At 44.9% G+C, this 19,713-nt stretch carries 28 protein-coding genes; 5 read left to right on the top strand and 23 right to left on the bottom strand.

The annotated features are described in order from the left end of the window. Nucleotides 1–512 precede the first annotated feature (512 nt). Nucleotides 513–896: a DUF3992 domain-containing protein gene (locus tag LRL21_RS41835; protein WP_240421684.1), complete on the bottom strand. Its 384-nt coding sequence runs from the start codon at nt 894–896 to the stop codon at nt 513–515. Nucleotides 897–1,083: 187 nt separating this feature from the next. Between LRL21_RS41835 and LRL21_RS41830 the strand changes: the two genes are divergently transcribed. From LRL21_RS41830 to LRL21_RS41815, 4 genes are all read left to right on the top strand, one after another. Continuing rightward, the gene (locus tag LRL21_RS41830) at nt 1,084–1,509 is read left to right on the top strand and encodes an S-Ena type endospore appendage (RefSeq protein WP_240421683.1); all 426 of its coding nucleotides are present in this window, start codon (nt 1,084–1,086) and stop codon (nt 1,507–1,509) included. A gap of 453 nt (nt 1,510–1,962) precedes the next feature. Continuing rightward, nucleotides 1,963–2,373: a YhjD family protein gene (locus LRL21_RS41825; protein ID WP_476703990.1), complete on the top strand. Its 411-nt coding sequence runs from the start codon at nt 1,963–1,965 to the stop codon at nt 2,371–2,373. 136 nt (nt 2,374–2,509) lie between these two features. Beyond that, a complete protein-coding gene (locus tag LRL21_RS41820; RefSeq protein WP_240421681.1) occupies nt 2,510–2,956 on the top strand; it encodes a hypothetical protein in 447 nt (148 codons plus the stop codon). Between the two features lie 204 nt (nt 2,957–3,160). Beyond that, entirely contained in the window at nt 3,161–3,295 is a 135-nt protein-coding gene (locus LRL21_RS41815; RefSeq protein WP_240421680.1) for a YjcZ family sporulation protein, read from the top strand. A gap of 59 nt (nt 3,296–3,354) precedes the next feature. On the opposite strand, the gene LRL21_RS41810 is transcribed toward LRL21_RS41815, so the two are convergent. The 5 genes from LRL21_RS41810 to LRL21_RS41790 all read right to left on the bottom strand — a co-directional run bounded on the left by LRL21_RS41810 (nt 3,355) and on the right by LRL21_RS41790 (nt 7,044). Next, nucleotides 3,355–4,029 (bottom strand): glycoside hydrolase family 73 protein, encoded by a 675-nt coding sequence (locus LRL21_RS41810; protein ID WP_240421679.1) that lies wholly within the window; start codon nt 4,027–4,029, stop codon nt 3,355–3,357. After that, complete coding sequence (locus LRL21_RS41805; RefSeq protein WP_240421678.1) at nt 4,026–4,304, bottom strand: phage holin family protein; 279 nt, start codon at nt 4,302–4,304, stop codon at nt 4,026–4,028. Before LRL21_RS41805 ends, LRL21_RS41810 begins: the two co-directional genes overlap by 4 nt. Before the next feature lie 17 nt (nt 4,305–4,321). After that, nucleotides 4,322–4,597 (bottom strand): hemolysin XhlA family protein, encoded by a 276-nt coding sequence (locus LRL21_RS41800; RefSeq protein WP_240421677.1) that lies wholly within the window; start codon nt 4,595–4,597, stop codon nt 4,322–4,324. Between the two features lie 126 nt (nt 4,598–4,723). Beyond that, the gene (locus tag LRL21_RS41795) at nt 4,724–5,950 is read right to left on the bottom strand and encodes a hypothetical protein (RefSeq protein ID WP_240421676.1); all 1,227 of its coding nucleotides are present in this window, start codon (nt 5,948–5,950) and stop codon (nt 4,724–4,726) included. An 83-nt stretch (nt 5,951–6,033) separates the two neighbouring features. Further along, the gene (locus LRL21_RS41790; RefSeq protein ID WP_240421675.1) at nt 6,034–7,044 is read right to left on the bottom strand and encodes a hypothetical protein; all 1,011 of its coding nucleotides are present in this window, start codon (nt 7,042–7,044) and stop codon (nt 6,034–6,036) included. A gap of 262 nt (nt 7,045–7,306) precedes the next feature. Here LRL21_RS41790 and LRL21_RS41785 point away from each other — a divergent pair, with 262 nt between their 5' ends. Then, nucleotides 7,307–7,876 (top strand): hypothetical protein, encoded by a 570-nt coding sequence (locus tag LRL21_RS41785; RefSeq protein ID WP_240421674.1) that lies wholly within the window; start codon nt 7,307–7,309, stop codon nt 7,874–7,876. Here the strand turns inward: LRL21_RS41785 and LRL21_RS41780 are convergent. From LRL21_RS41780 to LRL21_RS41700, 17 genes are all read right to left on the bottom strand, one after another. Further along, nucleotides 7,860–8,105, bottom strand: coding sequence for a hypothetical protein (locus tag LRL21_RS41780; protein ID WP_240421673.1), 246 nt, complete (start codon nt 8,103–8,105; stop codon nt 7,860–7,862). The genes LRL21_RS41785 and LRL21_RS41780 overlap by 17 nt on opposite strands. Nucleotides 8,106–8,113: 8 nt before the next feature. After that, the gene (locus LRL21_RS41775) at nt 8,114–8,536 is read right to left on the bottom strand and encodes a hypothetical protein (protein ID WP_240421672.1); all 423 of its coding nucleotides are present in this window, start codon (nt 8,534–8,536) and stop codon (nt 8,114–8,116) included. Between the two features lie 25 nt (nt 8,537–8,561). Continuing rightward, nucleotides 8,562–8,813 carry a hypothetical protein gene (locus LRL21_RS41770; protein ID WP_240421671.1) on the bottom strand — a complete coding sequence of 84 codons (252 nt, stop codon included), beginning with the start codon at nt 8,811–8,813 and terminating at the stop codon, nt 8,562–8,564. Next, nucleotides 8,810–9,097, bottom strand: a complete 288-nt coding sequence (locus tag LRL21_RS41765; RefSeq protein ID WP_240421670.1) for a ketopantoate hydroxymethyltransferase — start codon at nt 9,095–9,097, stop codon at nt 8,810–8,812. The genes LRL21_RS41770 and LRL21_RS41765 overlap by 4 nt, the downstream gene beginning before the upstream one ends. After that, a complete protein-coding gene (locus LRL21_RS41760) occupies nt 9,094–9,678 on the bottom strand; it encodes a putative phage tail protein (protein ID WP_240421669.1) in 585 nt (194 codons plus the stop codon). The genes LRL21_RS41765 and LRL21_RS41760 overlap by 4 nt, the downstream gene beginning before the upstream one ends. After that, entirely contained in the window at nt 9,671–10,750 is a 1,080-nt protein-coding gene (locus LRL21_RS41755) for a baseplate J/gp47 family protein (protein ID WP_240421668.1), read from the bottom strand. Before LRL21_RS41755 ends, LRL21_RS41760 begins: the two co-directional genes overlap by 8 nt. A 2-nt stretch (nt 10,751–10,752) precedes the next feature. Then, complete coding sequence (locus tag LRL21_RS41750) at nt 10,753–11,145, bottom strand: DUF2634 domain-containing protein (RefSeq protein ID WP_240421667.1); 393 nt, start codon at nt 11,143–11,145, stop codon at nt 10,753–10,755. Continuing rightward, entirely contained in the window at nt 11,142–11,492 is a 351-nt protein-coding gene (locus LRL21_RS41745; protein WP_240421666.1) for a DUF2577 domain-containing protein, read from the bottom strand. Before LRL21_RS41745 ends, LRL21_RS41750 begins: the two co-directional genes overlap by 4 nt. Before the next feature lie 14 nt (nt 11,493–11,506). Then, nucleotides 11,507–12,505, bottom strand: coding sequence for an XkdQ/YqbQ family protein (locus LRL21_RS41740; RefSeq protein WP_240421665.1), 999 nt, complete (start codon nt 12,503–12,505; stop codon nt 11,507–11,509). Nucleotides 12,506–12,515: 10 nt separating this feature from the next. After that, nucleotides 12,516–13,232, bottom strand: a complete 717-nt coding sequence (locus tag LRL21_RS41735) for a LysM peptidoglycan-binding domain-containing protein (protein ID WP_240421664.1) — start codon at nt 13,230–13,232, stop codon at nt 12,516–12,518. A gap of 75 nt (nt 13,233–13,307) precedes the next feature. Next, nucleotides 13,308–14,072, bottom strand: a complete 765-nt coding sequence (locus LRL21_RS41730; RefSeq protein WP_240421663.1) for a stalk domain-containing protein — start codon at nt 14,070–14,072, stop codon at nt 13,308–13,310. Nucleotides 14,073–14,180: 108 nt separating this feature from the next. Further along, on the bottom strand, nt 14,181–14,540 hold the full coding sequence (locus tag LRL21_RS41725; RefSeq protein ID WP_240421662.1) for a threonine/serine exporter family protein: 360 nt from the start codon (nt 14,538–14,540) through the stop codon (nt 14,181–14,183). 26 nt (nt 14,541–14,566) lie between these two features. Further along, nucleotides 14,567–14,764 (bottom strand): hypothetical protein, encoded by a 198-nt coding sequence (locus LRL21_RS41720; protein WP_240421661.1) that lies wholly within the window; start codon nt 14,762–14,764, stop codon nt 14,567–14,569. A gap of 19 nt (nt 14,765–14,783) precedes the next feature. Further along, on the bottom strand, nt 14,784–17,252 hold the full coding sequence (locus LRL21_RS41715; protein ID WP_240421660.1) for a tape measure protein: 2,469 nt from the start codon (nt 17,250–17,252) through the stop codon (nt 14,784–14,786). Nucleotides 17,253–17,464: 212 nt separating this feature from the next. Beyond that, entirely contained in the window at nt 17,465–17,887 is a 423-nt protein-coding gene (locus LRL21_RS41710; RefSeq protein ID WP_240421659.1) for a phage tail assembly chaperone, read from the bottom strand. A 33-nt stretch (nt 17,888–17,920) separates the two neighbouring features. Further along, nucleotides 17,921–18,394 (bottom strand): phage tail tube protein, encoded by a 474-nt coding sequence (locus LRL21_RS41705; protein ID WP_240421658.1) that lies wholly within the window; start codon nt 18,392–18,394, stop codon nt 17,921–17,923. 1 nt (nt 18,395) lies between these two features. Next, nucleotides 18,396–19,712 carry a phage tail sheath family protein gene (locus LRL21_RS41700; protein WP_240421657.1) on the bottom strand — a complete coding sequence of 439 codons (1,317 nt, stop codon included), beginning with the start codon at nt 19,710–19,712 and terminating at the stop codon, nt 18,396–18,398. Between the last annotated feature and the right edge of the window lies 1 nt (nt 19,713).

The following is a 19,713-nucleotide window of genomic DNA, read 5'->3' as shown; positions in this document are numbered from 1 at the left end:
ATGCGGTCGGCGGGATTTGAACCCGCACGTCCATGGGACACTACCCCCTCAAGGTAATTTGTGGCATTAACTAGCTATAACTACATTACTTAAACCCTTGTTAATCAAGGGTTTTTCTTGTTCGTATATGTTCCTATTTATACTTGTTTTCCCTAATTAAAATTACATTCCGTCCCCATTCCGTCCCCGCGTTCTAGTGGGTTTTCGCTACTTCGGTTTAACTCGTCCAGCTCCCAATTTCGCCTCACATGATCCCCTCCGAGAAAAGTTCCTAAAATGGTCAGAATCGGAATTATTCTATTGAAATAAGTATACAGAAACCTATTATTTTGGGCAAAGAGAAACAAAATAGTTTAAAGTTCTAAATACAATTAAAAAATCGGAGCTTTATTAATGTAGCCCTGGCCAACGAACTCATAGTTTTCCTTCTTTCCATCCCCCAATATCTCCCTCCCTTTTATGTGCAATAAAAAACAGAGCGAAGTCCCATTTGAGGGAATCGCTCTGTTTGTTTATACTCGATAGCGCGGGGTGACACAAATTTCACCCGTCGCCGGCGTATCTGCGGTGGCCCCTGCAGCTGTAATTTGTATGGAGTTGAAATTGGTTTTGGTAAAGCTTAAGCTCGAACCCGGGTCAACCAAGATTGCTGGCCCACTGGCGGTCGTTCCCAAGAAAAATTGTACAGAGATGGGATCCGCACCATCAGCATAGGTAATCGTACCGCTTGCGAAAAAATTCCGTGCATCGACCCCAACGGAGGTATAAATAGTCCGCGGTGTTGCTACCGCGATCAAAAAGTTAGAACAGACTTTATCCTGGACAAGTTGTTTATCTTCGCAACAAGTAAAACAGCATTCATCTTTTGAACCTTTATTACAATTACATCCTCCCAAATGTGTTCCCTCCTTAAAATGATTCACTTATCGTTACACTTTATGCATGCATAGGACAGCCTACGTCCGCATATTGACCGTATCAATTGCCTGTTTTTGAATTTGAAATCTTCGAAAATTGGGCAATTGCCTTGGTACGTCTGTGTACTCGACGAAATAAATTAAGGAGGAAGGAGGTAATTGCATCTTGAAAGCAATTAAGCAGACGGTAAAGCAAAAAACCGTTGTAAACGTGACAACTTGTTGCCGCCCTTCAGGAGTGAGAAAACGTAAGTGCAGAGAAAAAAGAAGGTTTGTCAGGTGTGAAAGAATATGTGGTCGTATCTACCAAAAATGTAATGGAAAATCACATATATATTTTCGGGTTGCGGGTGTCCGGCATGCATCTTCGAGTATATTAAAGATTGAAAATAGTTCTGACTGTCTGATGAAGGCATTGATATGCTTCGGTTCAAGGGGGAAAATAATAGAGCAGACGATAGACCAATATCAAGATACTGTGTTTGTTATAAACAATTTAAAATGTCTCAAAATAACATGTACTGGGGCGGAAGATAACAGCGCTTGTTCAGGAAAATTTGTATTAAGAATTCGTTTTAAAAGTGCGGCGTGAGGGATTTTAGTATAGAATCTGCAAGCGTGATAGCTCGCCGCACTTGGGGGTTGGCTGTATATTGATCTATTCTATGTTACAGAGCCTGGACATGCCCGAGCGTCTGCCAAATTACATAAATATACATTTACTTTTCGGGTAGTGTCAGCTTCGCTGGTTCTATCCCTACTCAATTAAATTATGAATCTCCAATAAGTCTTTTAACTTGGTCTGATGCATAGCTGATAGTTCTCCTCGTAAATCCATTACTAATTTCCCAGAGGCTATCTTATTTATTTTTACATTATTTCGAAAATAATTCATGTTTCAAAGTTGAAAATAAATCGGTAAAGGATTTTCGTGAGCGTCAATATGTACAAAAAGCTAACATTTATGCGCACAAACTAATTATGTACAATTACATAAGCCTAAAAAATAGGTACTATTGTTGGGATTAGAGTCTGTTTAATATTAATGTACACATTATTTTTATGTAGATTCCTGCCGAAACGTATCCATGTAGAGATGGTCAAAAACAAAAATGAGCTCAGGGTCAGACAAATCAGGGTGTTCGAAGATACCCGTCCGGATGATGACCTGCACTATAAATATATTTTCCGCGGCTATGAGTATCCCTTTGCCATAATGAGGGATGTGGTGAAATCTCGGATCAGCATCATGATGGGAGATTTTACGTTTCTTCCGAATGAAATGCAGCAAGTCGGGAACAAATCAGGGGAGACTAGGTTAGGGTTTTCTGTTCTGTTTAAGTTTTTCCAATACGAAGCGCGATTCCCCTTATATTTGTACCAATTACAGCCTGTTAAACTAACGTCTCCCGTTAAACACCTTACTGCTAACCATGATTGTGGGTCATTCTTCTAATGACTGTTCAATTTCGCTTCGATTGCGAAATAGCATATTTTGTAAACGTGATGTAAATATACATACGTTTTCTTAACATGTTTGAATAGAATACTTCCATGGACATCCTTTTATGAAGGAGGGTACTTTTGTCCCAATGAACAAGAATATAAAGAAAATGATTAGAGGCAAAAAAAATATCGGTGTAGGTGCTAGGCGAGTTGTTTATGACCTTGGGGGTGGTTATGTCTTAAAAGTAGCAAAAACAAAATATGGGATAATGAGTAACAAAATAGAAGTAATGATATATAGATTATCTCCATCCGAGATAAAAAAGCATCTTGCCCGTATTGAAAAATTTGGAAATGATTATAGCTGGCTTGTCATGAAACGCTACTCGTTGATGTTAAAAAAGACAGATAGAAATATGCGGAAACTTTTTGCAATGAAAGCCAAATTCAGAAAATATGGAGTTGTTCCTTACGAAGTAACAACTAATAGCGGTAAACCCAACTATAACAACATACGTCGAAAATCTAATGGCGAAATTGTCGTCATTGACTTTGGGAATTTTAAACGGCATCAAATCCTCAAAAAGAAGTAGACGGAGCCCAGTATGCTGCCGTCTACTTTCAGGGAGAGAGGCCGATGTAAGCAAAAGGAGGATTCAGCCATACCACAGCATATGAAAGTCTTTCGAGTTAGGTTCCTGTCGCTCCTACTTTAATCACCCATTGCGACATCCGTCCAATCACGATTCCGCTGATATTCATAACTTACTGTATGTAAACCGGAAGGAGGGGTAAACATGGGTGCACTCGGTGTTGGTGGTGTTGGTGGTAGCTGTGCAAGTTGTGCAGGTTATGGATTAGGAACTAGTACAGCCGCCATTCTCGTTCTGTTCATTTTGTTGGTTATTATAAGTAGTGCTTTTGTTATTTAAATATTTGTGAACCACCTCTGGTTGATCCCGGAGGTGGTCAATTTTCATTAATAAGTATGCTACAGCTTCACGCCGTTTTGCCGCGCCAACATGGTAGCGATAATAAGCAAAGCGTCAGCAGCATTGATCTCGCGTTTTGAAGCCTGTTCCGCCCAATTGTAATTCTCAAGCAGGCCAGCATGGTATAAACCATCCAAAGATTTAGCGAGCTGGTCCCATTTCCAATCGGCGTCATAAACTAATGGTTTCATATCTTCATCCTCCTCAATTTTCGGTTCTTCTTTTGTTTCCAAAATGTCGAATCTATCCAGGTTGTTGCTTTGGATGATTTGCACCAGTTTGGCCGCATAGTTCGGATCGGTTGCATAACCGGCATTCTGCAAGCATCGTGCAGCCCCTACATAGTCCAACTGGCTGCAGCAATTGAAAAATCCAGCTCGGGCATACCGACCATTTTCTACAAGAAATTGGGAGTGATCGATTACACTTCCTTCCCAAGAGCTATACACTCGAAATCCAGCAACTGTATTAATCCATTGATCATTAATAAACTCTTGTGTTGCCTGCAGTTGGCCTGATCCTTTGATCCCAAACAGATTGTTACCGGGAGCAGCAGTTCCCCAACCTGATTCGATAGCGCCCTGGGCAATTGTAATGCTGGCCAGAACTCCGGTGCGCCGTTGCTCAGATTGGGCCATGGGTGCGATGATAGCGATAAAGTCTTGTGCTTTCATCGCTTGCCACCTTCCTTTCCAGCCTGCTTGACGGCCTTATAAACTTCATAACCATATACAGCCACGGCTCCAATCAAAATACCTTGCAGCACCGATTGCGGTGAGGGTCCAAGAATTAATAGTGAGAAAACGACCGCGAAGACGGTCACAAAAATAATTATGGTCCAATTAGGCACCTTTGGTGATTGCTTTAGGGCAAATCCAATGATCCAGCACGCGGCAAGAACCAGAAATAATTGCGGATCGATTAATTGAGCTATTGCGTTCCATTCCATGTTTATCAGTTCTCCTTTTATTTAATGATGAGTCCACCCTTGATAATAAAACCAATCACGGCCAAAATGATTGCTCCGATCACCGTTGTTGCCAGCCAGCTAACAAGCTTGTCGATCCTGTCCAATCGATGGTGTGCTGCTTTTGTAGACTCCATGGCTTTCTTAGCAAGATCATCCACCGCTCCAAGCTCACGACCAATGTCCTTTAGAGCATCCATTTTCGTTGAGAGCTGTCCCAGTTCAATCCGGACCTGGACAAGCGTCTCCTGTACTTTCTGAATTTCATCCGACATTCGCTTACCCCTCCCTTATTTTGAGCAAAAAAATAAACCCGATTTCTCGGGCTTAATCTGTTATCCGTATGCTTGCCAGAATGCTATCAATTCAAGGCTCATGTGCCACCGCCTTAAGTTATTGTATTAGCCTATCGCATACCAAGTCGCACTGTAAGACTGGTTATTGCCTAGTGCCCAAAAGCTTAGAGACAAAGTCATCGTTTCTGGGTAGAAGAATATGCCGCCGTTAGGGGCAGCTCCAGTCCCAGTGGCAGTAGTAGTTACGGATATGCCACCAACATAAAAGCTTTTGCAAGGGAACGAGCCTCCGGTTAGATAGCATGCATAAGCAGTAGGTATAAAAGATAGCTGGACGGTGTTAACCCAAGACGCTTGATTTGCGTTATCTACTGCCTTTGTAGGAAAAGAACCGTTAGCTGTTTGTTTAGCCTGCACATTACCTACTACGCCGAATATATCTACACCATCGCGTATATTATCAGCGGCCAAGTTTGGACTACCGTACACAACCCCACCACCGAAGTAACCGGCAGGTAGGTATTGATTGAATGTGGTTGGGTTCCATTCAGGTGATCCATGACTTGGCATAGTACCTGCCGCACCGGCTACACTGAAGCCGGAGAGCAGCGCCGCTGTGTTTACTTGTACTGCGGCCACTACACTACCGCTATGCCTACCATATGGTATTGCTACATTTCCTAATGCACTGGGCTGTACTACGTTATTTACATTGTCAGGCATGGTACCTACAGCACCAGTACCTGCGGCTGGAGTACTAAATGATCTACCGACTAATACATCAGCAGCAGTAGCGTTACCTGTAGCGAGTTGAATGCTATTTATCTTAGTAGCCAATTGCGGGAATGTGTCGCTGTTTGAAGCTGGTACACCCTTGCCAGTGATTGCGGCAGCGACAACCGTCTTACCCTCACTGGCTTGCGTAAAAGCCGCGTCTGCCCTGTTATATGCGGCATCTGCTCTGCTCTGTGCTGTAGCTGCCGCGCCACTGGCCGTGGCTGCTGCTGTCATCGCCGCGTCTGTTTCATTTTTTCGTGCTACGTCATCCGCTGCAGCAGGTGCAGCCGCCTTTAATCGTCCAGCCGTATCACGCTTCGCCAACGTAGAGGCTGTGGCCGCTGAGGTTGCCGCGTCCAAGGCTGCTTTATCCTCTGGGGGCATAAACCCCGCTTGGGAGCCTGTAGCGCTGGCGTGTGCCGTCCCGCCTGCCCCGATGTGATCTTGTACGGTTCCCCCATCAGAAGACATCACGTTTTTTGCTTTGGTAATTGGGTGTAACACATCCCAACCTGTGCCGTTATGCTTTTTGAGCAAGATGTTTTTTGACATCATTCAAGCCTCCTTTTAAATTTCAAGCGCAAAAAGAGCACGGGGTAAGTGTGCTCTTAACTAAAACTATGTTAATTCTCCACGGTCTACAAGGCACTCAACTTGTCTTGTATTTCTTTCCAGTGTGCCCCATCACGTATTGTTGTACCTGCAACTATCGATGGAACAGTCCAAGTTACAGGACTTTGCCCACCAATAGCCGTCACTATCTCTTCGAAGGATGTTCTTAATAAAAGAAGGTCTGCTGCTGAAACTTCTGTTACACCTGCTTCTATTGTTAATCCACTTATCCCGGCAAGCCCATATGCTACCCGAACAAGGTTGAGCTGCTGCACGAGATAGGTAACAGAACTAGCTGATATGTTACCAGAGCCTGCAATAAATTCATTGCTATCCCAGTTTGCGGGGGTCATGCCCAAGATTGTAGTAGTGGAATACGTTGATAAACCATAATTATCATAAGCAATAACACGGATGTATGTTGTCCCTGTAGGGAGATCAACACTCGGACGAGTATATGCGAACGATCCAGACACCTTGGTTATCGAGACGGAATCTGACGCGAAAACATTAGCATCAAAGTTTGGCTCATTGGCTGTCGAATATTTAACGACCAAAGCCGCTAGCGTATCCCCTTCGGCATCAGTATTCGGAACCGAATACCTTATTAACGGTCTTTTATTAAGGACCGTTTCAAAGGATGACGGCAGTATTGTCGAGGATTCTAGTTTATTATTAAATGCAGCTCCACCTTTGTGATAGTATACATATGTGGGAGAAGACAAAGTATAAATTGCATCGAAACCCGATACATATTCGTATCCAGAAGGTGTATCCACTGATCTTATTAAACTAGAACTGAAAAGCGTATTCGTAAGGACTGAGGATGAGCTAACCCAAGTCGTGCCTGTCAGAGACTTTCTGAAATAGAAAGCATACGCGTGTGAAAAAGGGCCGAATTGAAAAATAACGAATTCATTAACATGGTCAAAGAAAATTTTCATAGGATAGGCTGTATTATTAGGAGCTCCCGCTGCTGGTACATTGATTATAGTTGCAGGTGTGCTCCATGTTGAACCCCCGTTAGTAGATTCCATCCATTTCACATCTGTACCAGCGGTATTGGCAGATGCTGTGCTACCAACGGAGTAAGTAATTATAATTCGATCTATACCATCTGAACCTTTGATACACCTAGCAACTGGACGTTTCACGTATACTCCAGATGCAGATGTTATTATATTGCCTAATGATGAATACGTTGATGAGCTATTTGTAAATTTTGTCATAGCTAAAGTTACGTTAGTGGCACTGACATACTTTGTGGAAAAGATATAGAAGTTGCTATCGCTGTCCGCGGTGACCGTTATAGGATTTGATCCCAGATTCGTGCTGGTACCCACGTTTAGGGTATTTCTGCCGGTCCAAGTCGCACCGAAGTCATCGCTGTATACGGTGGAACCGGTCGTCCCGCTAAATAAGTATGCTACCATCAGCCTTCCGTTCGGCGCAACGCATAAGTCATGGCCGAAGGACCCAAATGAAGCTGTCGTAGAAAAAACGTTGGCCAGGGTTCCTATGTTGTCAGTAAGATTAAACACGGTGACGCCGACAGCATTTGTGGCGATTATGAAATACGCTTTTCCGCCACCTAACTTTAGCCGCGCGTTGCTAATACTGGCTGGTGGCGATGTGGGGGAAGATCCATCAGGAAACGCTGCCACGCTCCAAGTTGCGCCGTCATCCGTTGATTTCCTTATGATTGGTACGGAAGTTGAAGTATACTGCGAATTCATTACCCATATAGTACCTGCCGAATCACGTACTGCTGAATCTGGATTTAAAATATTATTAACATTGGATGTATCTATTAACACTGGAGACGCTATTTCCATATGCTTCTATTCACCCCTTACGAATACGTTCTAGCAATAGCTAATTTTGCATAAAGTTCTGCATTAGCATCTTCAACATTTGTAGCGCTAGTGTTATTGGCAACATCAGCAATATGAATATCCGAAGCATTTGTGCTTCCCCCCGGTATTTCCGCTATCCGTTCCTCCAAACCTTCAACCAATCCCACTTTAGTAACAGGAAACAGCGCATCCCAAGACGCGCCGTTCTTTGCTTTCATTTGAATGTTTTTGTCAGCCATCATTCAGCCTCCTAAGCAAGTTCTTCATACCAAAAATCAGCATTAGTTGGTTCAACCGTGCTGACAGCTATTTTCGATCCAGCAGCAGGCAAGTCCGCCCATGCAGCACTCCCGGCCGTGGCCCCGGCTGTCAGCACCTTACCGTTGTTGGTTGTTCCTGTCGCTGGAACGTGGGTGTTTCCGTCTCCAGTTGGGTGTACATAGTTGTTGGCTCCGCTTGCGATTCCTCCAAGCTTTGTCTTATCAGCTGTTGTGTAATCTTCCGTTGATAGTTGCTTTCCAGCAACCTTATCCACCTTACCGGCAACTTCACCAGCCACCAAGGACGCTACCTGATCGGCCAGTCCATCAATCAACCCTGCTTTTGTTTTCGGGTACAAGTTATCCCAATCCGCACCGTTTTTAATTTTCATTTGAATATTTTTGTCTGACATTTCTCAACACCATCCTATGTTTTATTTATTCTTCATCCAACCAAATTGTTGCACTACCGTCGAGAGCTGCATTTTCAATGACTAAACCACCATCGCCACCAGGATCGTAATCTTCGCCCACATCTTCAAGCCAAAATGTATGTGTGTCGGGATTAGCAGGCTCAATGTTAGAGAGGATCACGACTGCCGCCTCTGCAAGTCGCTTCTCAATCCTATTCATGTCTGTTTCCGTAACCATCTCGTCATACTGCCAATTCGTCTTAGGTACATAGGTCATACTGTCACCTCGCTGACCTTCATTTTTTGTTTGATGATCGTATCGCTCGTAATCGGTATATATACAGCATTCGAGCTCACTACAACATCCGTTGCGCTCTTGAGCTCAATCAGCTCGGCAGTTACAACGGAACCATGAGGTATCATATATTCCAGTTCAACTGTATGATCACTCACTTGTCGAATATAAAACGATGTGATTTCAACCGTATTATTGACAACCACCTTCATAATCCTATCCCTCGTGTACGCGGCCAGCTCCGTCAAATAAGTTGTAGGAATCATTTAATCTGCACCTCCTGTTCGCGTACAGAAAACGGTGTGCTACCTAATCTCCAAGAGGTTCCCAGCCTTGTCATGCGGTGAAGGGGTGTACTCCACATGTGTTCTTCCAGTGTTAGCGTATCGGCAAGAGCTGTCTCTTGGTAGTAAATGAGATTGGCAGGCTTCATCAGTCTAATGACATGTTCAATTTCTAAAAAATGAGCTGCATCCGGGATTTTAAGCTTGATGGTAAGAATAAAATTCTGTATATCCAGCTCCACAGTAGCCACACCCACACCGACAAGTTCATCGAGTCTGTTTTGCAAATAACGTGCCGTGAACGGTGGACGAGTAGAATAACGATGAATGAGCCGCTTACGCCGGAAATCCAAGGTTTCAACGCCGGGATCGGCCCGGATATCAAGCTGCTGTTCCCGGCGTTTTATGGCCTGCTGATTGGATGTAACAACAAATTGATTATCCAGCATTTGGCGAATAACTTGAGCAAGCACATTGAACTCAGGGTCTTCGGCCTCGGTCAACTTGACCATTTCTTTTAATCCATGGTACAGGTCCGGCAAATAATCAATCAGTTTAACCATGTAGCACCACCGTTCCAAGCACCGGGATTTGATCACCCGATAATGTGATGTTTGCAGCATCACCATTTATCATCGTACCGATAATATCCGTTACCCCCCACACTGCTAGAATACGCGCCTCAATTTGAGCGACACGTACAACCAGTTCCTTTTCTGCTGCCCAGGACTGCCTTAAAGTTAATAAGTACGCGCCGATAATAGACTGAATGTCGTCCTGGACCTGCCCTATGGTTACGCCGTTACTGAGTGTAAGGGTCGTTTCAACGTTGATTGTCGTGTTGCTGACGCCTGTAATCGTCACGCTATGACCAATCGGTGCAAAACCAATGCCCTCTCCACTATTAATAACCGGGTCAATGGCCGTCTGGATCTCGTCAATCAACTCCGGTGAAGGGACTGAGTAATCTGAGGTTATAATCGTTGCCTTAACCGTCCCGCCACCTGCCCAGGCTGGGAAAATCTTCACGCCCCCCACTCCTGGTATCTCGCCAATTTTTTGCTTGTAATCCGCTATATTGCCCCCGAATGGCTGCTCGTTCAGTATGGCAAAGTACCGCTGCCGTAAGGCCGTATCGGTTTCAGTATCCTCGCCGGGTACAAGCACATCAGAAAGCGTTACACTTGAAAGGCCGTTCACGTAATCAATGGGCAGCAACGGGCCAAAATACTGATTTCCCACTGTGCCTGTCGTTTCACATTCCAAAACAAATACGCCAGTGGATAACCTTTCCATGACCACATAATTGAGTTGATTGGCTGCGTACCGGCTACCGATAGGCACATCGAATGGTACGCTTGACGCTCCATAAAACAGCCCCTTCCGCCGCGCCTTTGTTGCCTGCTCCCGCTCAACACCGAATTCCGCAGTGCGCCGCTCCAGATACTCACCACTGGAGGTGTCTGCAAAAGAGAGGTTGATATTGGCATCCAATTCTGAGTACATTTTCTTCAATTCCCAAGCAGCTGGAGCCAGAGCATCATAGACAACACTGCCTTCTCGCTTGTCTACATCATTAGGCACCACGGCAAGCATACGAGTCATAATCGCTTGAAAGGTTTGATTTTCGTACATGCTCATACTCCTTTCTGTGCTTCGAAACTGCCGAACTGTGTAACCACCGTAAACACTGCCAAAACTTCATCACCGTTAACGGATATATTCACGTCTTGCACATCCAAGATTCGATCATCCTGTAACAACGCCGTCCGAATACGCCTACCTAATTCTGCTCGGATATAAGATTCACTCTTTCCTTGTAAATTGGCCACTTCTGCTCCATAATTGCTGCTAAATATCAAGTGTTCGAATCTTTCCGTTTGCAGGATCTGGGATACGGTTTGTTTGACCGACTCTAAACTATCAATCGTGCCGACAATCCGTTTCGATATCGGGTCGATACGATATGTTTTGCTCGGCTGCTGGACCGTCCCTGGATCATTTGCAAGCGTACCCCCTTGTGGAATCATGGCTGCACCACCCTATCTAAAATTACGTATTGCTGACCACCTTGAACGCGTAGAAGCAAGACGACATCGTTAATTTCTAAGCCACGGCGGATTACGATAGGCTCCTGTAAAGCTTCTTCCGTACTCCTTGTTGTATCGCCGCTGTCACTGGCGTCTTGGTAGGTGTGCAGATGTCTCAAGTCGACCTCATAACGAGTCATCGACTCTGGAACCAATAAAAAATCCTCCGTCAGTGGGTCCCTTTGTGGATCAAGGATCACTTCGAGAGGATTTAATTGAATTACCTTACCTGTGAAAATGGAAGCTGGATAACCTGCTTGTATAACTCCTATACTCGTGGACTTCATGATTTCTAAAATCTTCACGTTACCACCGTCACTTTCTTATCGTCTTTCCTTATGTCCACCAGTTCCAATGTCATCGTGTGCTCATCGCCGTCAAATTTATGGGTACATTCGTTGACCATGTAATAATTATCGATCCCTATTTCTTTGATATCGATGTGCAAATAGCATCCGGCACGTACCCGGATATCTCCGATAGAATCTATTTGGAAGCTCCGACCTACTCTGTTTTTAAGTTGTATAAGGTTTTCCAAAGTCCGTTTAATCTGTGCAGCATTCGCCTTTTCATCTATGTTTTGCACAAGTTTCAAAAATCCCCACTTGGCAACGTTGGCGCTATCCTGCGCTGGATACACTGTACGAACGCCCGTATCCGTATTATCCTGTGTCAGCCAAACTACATTATAAGAATCCTCGATTGAGGTTTTCAACTTGTAATCAAACATCAGACTATCATCACCTAACGACAAGTCCAAGACCATATTTTTGACGTTTCGCAGGGTCAACCAGCCAAAGTTATCGAAGAACAAAAAACGTTCCCCCGTGGCCGTCAGCGTTGACTCCAGCGCTCCACAAATAATATCCATCGCCTTTACGTTGTCCTCTCTGATCGTCGGAATCTTATATTCGGTGTCGATCAATACCTCCATTTTCAGTTGAAGACGATCTACGAAGTGCTCCAACACCTCCGTAGCAGTCTTGTTCGTTCCCTGGTAGTATTCAGTCACCATGAGATATCTGAGCTGATCATAGGCTGTTATTTTAACTTGTTCATCCCGGCCATCATCAATGACAAAGATGTACCCCAAGAACATAGGCGTATTGCCGAACTGTATCCGAACCACATCACCCATCGTATATTTAAACTCTTTCGCCTCGTATAGACCACCCTTTAGAAAGGTTATTTCCATACTGGACGCCCTTCCGATTCTGGCTGTCTTGTAAGTCACATCTGAGACGATACCGGATATGTCCCACAAATACCCATCCCGGTTGTCGATAATGATTTCAAGCATGAAATACCTCCTAATTCCGTGGAATGCTTAAGACCGTCCCGGGCGCTAATTTTTTAACATCCGCATCGGATAAATTGTTCAATTTTTGGATTTCTTTATCTCGCGAATCATCATCCAAAATTCTTTTGGCTATGGAGATCAAGTTATCCCCCTCTTTCACTTTATAGGCCAAGGGCCTGATTCGTTCATCCGGGCGTTTTGGCTGCTCTTTAATAAGCACTTCATTACCGGCTGCATCAGTGCCAACCTTTACGCGCCGGGCCGAGTAAAACACGTATTCCTTGAGCTGCAGCGTGTACTCGATATCACCGCTGCCCCCGGCAACTTCCTTCCAATTAAACGATTCAATGGAAGCCGGGAAGTTGAGGTCTGATAATTCTTTTATCCTACTAGCTATTGCCAAGGCATTATAACTGCCCGCAAAAACAAAACGGATCGGATGCTTACTTTCCATCCACTTTCTTATATATCCGATATAATACATCGGTACGAACAAAGGCGCTTCATCATTTACGAAAGGGTAATACTGGTTGGGGAAAACGCTGCTGAAACTGACCTCTTTGAGCTTCGGACTCTGAATTACATTGACCTCACCTGCCCTTGTTTCATCCGTACCACCTCCCTTACCTACAATGTTGTAGGTTTTGCCTTGCCCTTGTTCCTTAACCTCTATAGACTCAGGGTTGACAGGTAATTGTATGCCCTCAGCATTGTTATTCCAACTCAAAAAAATACTATAGTCAGCCATGGCGCTCCGGTCCCTTCTCAATAAAAAAAAGCACCTGTTGGGTGCTCATTTCGCTTATTTTAAAAGTCCTACTTTTTGTAAATCAGCTATGTTGAAATAAAATCCATTGTCTTGACTTTTCAGCCTTACCCCATTCGTAATGATTTCCCCACCATTAGCCTTCTCGCTAAATCCATCAGGCAATGGAAACCTATAAAATACTTCCTGTTTCGTAACAGCTGGCCCAGTCCTAATTACATAATCTTTTCCATCAAAACCAACATCTCCGTAAACTTTTAGCAAAAATCCTGCACCTATCCAACCTTCGGATAGAGTTGGAGGCAGTTCCGTTTTTTTTATTTTGGCAATTACATACCCCGCACTATCACTGTCAGTAAACCTGCCCTTGAACTTGTCATCCTTGTCATAGGCGTAAAAGACCGTTTCACCGTTTTCAACCACCAAGCCCTTTGGCTTCTCAATAACAGCATCCGGCGTTAACTGAATGTTTCCGCCTGGCGTCGCCTTGACCGCTTCATGGTTGGTTGAAGGAGCTGCTGTTGTTCCGCCACCGCTTGAGCTCGTTACAATCTCCACCTGCTTGGCTGCTTCATTCCATTTATAATTTACACCTGTGATATCTCCAAGCTTAGCCAGAGGTACATACGTGCTGCCCTCATAGTTCAGGATCGGTGCAGCAGGGTCCTTAAACTCCTTTCCATTCACGACAACCGGATAAGAGATTTCGGTAAGGATGTACTGTTTTACGGCTGCAGCTCCAGCAGTGGCAGAAACGGTTAAGGCGCTACCGATTAGCGCACCGATGATATACTTTTTCATAATTTACCTCCCGATAGATGATGACTCTATTCTATCAGGAGGCTGCAGTAATTTCCAGAGTTTTACTATGATCAGCAAGGATAAGGCTCACCTTCTGTCGATAGGTAGTTAGTTGCTTAACCGGGCATATTTTTTTATGGAGGCTTTTGCTTCATCGAGAATATGCTCGGCTTCTTCTACTGTCAGGTTAAGTTTTTTGAGATTTCTGATTATATCATAGGCAATGTTTATGCCCTCAGGATACCCATCTTCTTCTTTTTCTAGGTTTTCTGAAAATCCATAAGTAAGTTTAGTGGGGCCTGCAATACCCCGCTCCATGACTTCCCTAATTTGATGTATGACATCGTCGACGTCAGTAAGTTGGTTTATGCTGCCCACCGTTACATTTACTGTTGGCGAGAGCGTGACAAAACTATCATTATTCTTTATTTCCCCTCTCACGATCTCTCTTACGCGTTGTTCGTCCATTGTCATTGCCCCTCTCATTTTAGCTATTACTGAACCACTTCTTTAAGTAATGCTACTTTCTCAGCGACTTGCTTAGAAATGATCTCTAATCCCGAAATAATTTTTACAGCATCCCGCGGAGTTGCATTGCTATATGAGATTGATATTGCAATTGCAGCTCCACCCTCAAATACTATTTCTTTCTCAAATGACCAGCCGGCTACTTTGTTATTTCGATTCTCCAATGTCAATACCCCTTTTATCTTAGCTATACGCCCGTTGTGCGTTGTTGGAAACCTCTCGTTCCATGAAATCGCCTATTTGTCGAATGATTTCACTGACATCGGTTGGTTGGTTAATATCTCCCGTTTGTACCTGGACTGTAGGCGTGAGAGTGACAAAATTCTGAATGTTTTGTATGTCGGCCAATTCACGCATAACCTTAAGGTCCTCAGATGAAATATCGACCTTTCCTTTGACCTTGCCCACGGTACCAACATTGTCTATATTTTTAATCGAGCTCATATCGAAGTCCGGTGCGCCTTTGAGAATGTCATCTATACCTTTCATCAAGTCATCGGCGCTTGCAAATCCTTTATTGAATGCATCGAACATGTTCATTAATTCCATGCGCGGAAAATTGAACAGTTCTTCTTCAGGCACCGGTTGTTCAAGCATCCCCATAATCACACGGATACTACTGCTAAAGCCCTTCACATTGTCCAGATTGAGTAGATCTATTTTTTTGAAACGATCCGTATCAAAGAACTTATTAAGTGCTCCACCCATTTTGTTCAATACACCAATTGCTTTATTAACGTATTCGAAGATGTACATGTATATCGACTTTGAAAAATCCTCAGCGCCCACCGTCATGTCTGCCATAAATCCCAAAAACGCCATAGCAAAATGATAAAATGTATTTTTAACCATAAATGTCGGTTGAGTGAACACGTTGCCGAAGAATTCCGCAGAAGAGGCGATGATGTTCCAGATCAGGGCAAATATGTTGTACACGGACGCATACATCCAGTAGAAATACCCGATCACCGCACCTATTATTTGTTGTGTAGTAACTCCAAACCGTTGGATGATATAGATAACGAGTGCTATAGCCGCTATAACCAATATGACGGGCCACAGTGCTTCAAGCGTAGCTATCGCCATCTCAGTGAGTGCAGCAACAACGACAACGCTGATTACAAGCGCTAAAGACATAAGGATCGCTCTTACAACTGGCCAGTTATCTTGCATCACATTAACTACCCAAATTGCGACGTCCACAAACTTCGACGCTGCTGCAGATGCCATAGAAATCCCTGACAGCAAACCGTCAAAAATGGCTGTGCCCGATTTGGTATTCATGAATGTGGATATTTTCTCGATTACTGGCCCAAACGCCTCCAGTGCCTTATTTTTGAGACCGACTGCCATATCACCAAACGTTCGGGGCATGGTCGCAAACTTGGTATTAATATCATCAGCTGCTTTAAATAAAGCTCCTTTGATAATGTCTGCTGTAATCGTTCCATCCGCCGACATTTCCTTAAGTTGACCCTTGGATTTCCCTGTAAATTTTGCAATGGCATCTGCCAGCATTGGAGCGTTCTCCATGATGCTTCGGAATTCATCGCCCTGCAGCTTGCCGGAAGCCATAGCCTGTGTAAGTTGATACATACCTGATTGTTGTTCCATCGTTGATGCACCGCTAATCTTAAATGACTTCTGCATCAACTCAGTAAAGGCAATGAGCTCTTTGTTATTCCCGAATGCCTCACCAGCCAGCAAGCCCATTTTGCCTACGCTGTTCGCCATGACCTCGTAACTACCCCGTGCCCGCTGAGCAGCCTGAAATATCTCAGTCTGCATTTGCCCAACGGTATGCGTGCTGTCTTTGATCAGGTCTAATCGGGCTTGCGTTGAAACATACTCGTCCGATATTTCCATGGCTTTCTTTGCTGCTGCAACACCCAGGTACGCTGCTGCAACGCCCTTCAATTGTCCGATGAGTCCACCGGGGCCGCCTCCGCCACCAGGACCACCTCCAGGACCTCCCCCACCTCCGGGACCATTATGCAGTCGCTCTATAGCTTCAATGAGTTTTTTTACAAGCTGGGTTAGTTCGGTTAGCACTGTATGCACAGCAGCAGGAAGCTCAATTTGAAGGTCTACCACTATGGTTCCTATTGTATCAATGATTCTTTGCCGCAGGTTAGCTGCCTGTGTAATGACCTTGGCTGTATCTAATCGGACATGAATGAGAATTCCTGTTGTGCCCAAGCTCCCCATAAGCGCCATGAAGCTCGCCCTCAGTGCAGCTGCATCAGGAAAGCGAATTGAAACATGAACCGCCGATCCTGTCACACTTGCCAAAAGAGACATCAGCTGCGCTCTTGCGGCAACTGCATCAAAATGAACAGATAAATTTACCACTGTACCGGCAAGCCCTGTTCGGATTTTATTCTGAATATCCGTTATCTTATCAATGACATCTGCTGCATTGATAATAACGTTGATTGCGCTTGATCCGCCCATTGTTCGGATGCGTTCCTTAACAGTCTCAATGTGCGCTAAGGCTCCAGTCATATCAATGTTAAGCGTGATTTGACTCTGCAGCTCATGCTTGAGACGTTCAGCTACCGTAATTACGGATTGTATGCCCGTCTCCGCCCGGTTAATGGTTGCCGTGAATTGGTCGAACAGTTTAAGGCTGGCGCCCACGGTTGTTGACATGCCATCCCTCCTTTCCTCCGAATAAATAGAAAAGCGTCCCGAAGGACGCTCTTATTTCTTACTCCTCTTCTTCTCTGCTTCAATCCGCATATCGATCATGGCGTAAATAGCCGCCCTCTCGTAAGGATTCATCTTTAACAGGTCTTGCGGCAGTATCTTGAGCTCATGAAGGGCGTAGTAAGCATAATTAGCCTCACCATCGCCCCCCTTGATTAGTTTTTTACTTCGTCCACCAGCTCATTCATTTCCTTGTCAAAGCCATTAATTTGCTGGACCTTCTCTACAAGCGAGCTATATTCACCTGGCAGCAGCATCTTACGTAGCAAATCCTCTGCACCTTTTACACCATAGGAATCCTGCAAGGCTGCATCTTTCAGATTAGGAAATGCCACACTTGCAACAACAAGCTTGGCCATGTATTCATTCGGATTGGTTTCCGGTATCGTTACTCCCTTTTTAACCTGAACACGCTTGGTAGCTGCTGCCCGAATCTCTTCGTTCTGCGATTCCGTCATGCCGCGTAATTGCCAGGCTAACGGACTTCCGTCCTTGCCCTTGAATCGCTCGGATACCACAAATTCCATCGTTACCGTCGCTGTTGCGTTCTGTGCGTAAAATGCGCTTAAATCACTCATCGTTAATAGCCTCCGTGTTTTTTATTTTTTTGATTAAACAAGATCGTTAAAGCTGGATTCGATTTCAACGCCATCAAAGGTGAAGGAAACCTCTTCTTCCAAAGCCGTTGAGTCCGTATCCAACGATGCCATAATTACACTGTCCAGGTTTACATTTTTGAGGATGACCGTTTGCTTGCCGGCACCGGATGCCGGGTCCTCGTTTGTAACCTTAAGGTCGAAATAGCTATCCTTACCTGTACCGATATAATCCAGCATCATCTGTCGGAATAAGGTTGTGACATAATAAATGGTCATCGTTCCGGTGCCCTTCCAGCCATTGGCCTTATGCTGGGTACCGCGACGGCCGAGCGTTTTGATGTCGGTTTTATCCTTCTCTACCTTGGCCTCCAGCTTTTTGACGTAAAACATTTCCTCATTTTGTTTAGCGCCGTTCGCATCTGGTATTGTTGCAAAGGCTGTGCCTTCTTGACCGGACAGTGTATCCCGCGCATTCAGAAAAGCCATTTTACCTCACCGTCACTTTCATATAAACTTTTTCGATGCTGTCTACCGGCTGTACAGCTACCTCGACATAGACACTATCCGATTCCGTGCCTTGAATGATTTTAACATCCGTTGCAGAATCGACGTTTTGCAGAGCGTTGAGCCCCTGCAGCGTCTTAAGGTACGTAATGTACTCATTCCAAAGCAGGTCCCGCCCATCTGGATTATTATCGACTTTGCCACCGTAAAAGGAATCGAAGATCAGTTTAAAATCGTTAGCGATCCCGTCCAGAACCCGGATGACACGATTCTTGGAAAACTTCTTGCCCTTAGTCGGTGTAAAGTTGGTGAAGGTGTTGATATCGATCTCAACCTTGGCTTTGTCCTGATTGGGCGTGAAAACAAACTCGCCTGCAAGGATAGCCGCCTCGATCTGTGCATTTGTGTACCGGGTACCGACATCAACCGCATCATCATAATTATCATAGGTCAGCGATTGATTCACTTGTGCTGCTGCCGTTGCTGCTGCTACCCAAGCGGTTGCTTGAGCTGCTGTTAAAACTGTCCCATCGGACAGCTTGACTCCGTTCTTGACGCTGATCACGCCCTCATATCCTGCCGTGGCGTAGTTTTCAAGGACAAGTTGGACCTTTTTACCTTCGTCATCCCGCAGGCGCTTAATAAAGGCCGTGTACAAGGCTTTCAGGTCGCTTGCTGTTCCGGTATAGGCCAGCGTGTTAAAGTCGTAAAGTTCAACTGCTGCTAGAAAGTCGGTGTGATCGGAATTCACTACTGTTCCATCCGCTCCACCAATCAATGGTGCGCCTGCTGTCGTAGCTAAGGTACCGCTACCGCTGAACACCACCCAATCATTTGCAACAAGCCCTGCAATGTTCGACACAACTTGCCGGTTGACCTCAGCTCCTGCCAGCAGTGTAATAACATCGAATTTGGCATTATCATCTACGTTGGTCTGAATGACAATGGTGAGGTTGTTTCCTCTTAACCCGCCATGCTTAGCTGTGACGGTCAAGGTGCCTGTTGTGACCGCTGCCTTGGTGCCTGCATTCAAACGATATAAAAGCAGCGTCTTGGCCCGTTTTAGGGCTTCCTTTACGAGCAGTACAGAAGGTGCCGTAAGATCGTAACCGAGTAGCGTTGTGATATCATCGCCTGCATTGATCTTCAAAAGCGATTTAGAAGGCCCCCAGCTGAGTGAAAGCGCCATTGCTACCGTCCCGCGGTCTCCCACTGATCCAGCAGCCACCCCTTGGCCTGTAATATTAATATAGGTCCCTGGTCTAACCTTGTTCATTGTCGTCCATGTGCCTCCGGCCAAA

This window comes from Paenibacillus periandrae (genome assembly GCF_022458865.1).
Taxonomy (GTDB): domain Bacteria; phylum Bacillota; class Bacilli; order Paenibacillales; family NBRC-103111; genus Paenibacillus_S; species Paenibacillus_S periandrae.
Note: the sequence above shows the minus strand (reverse complement) of the source record. Positions and strands in the feature narration are given on the sequence as shown.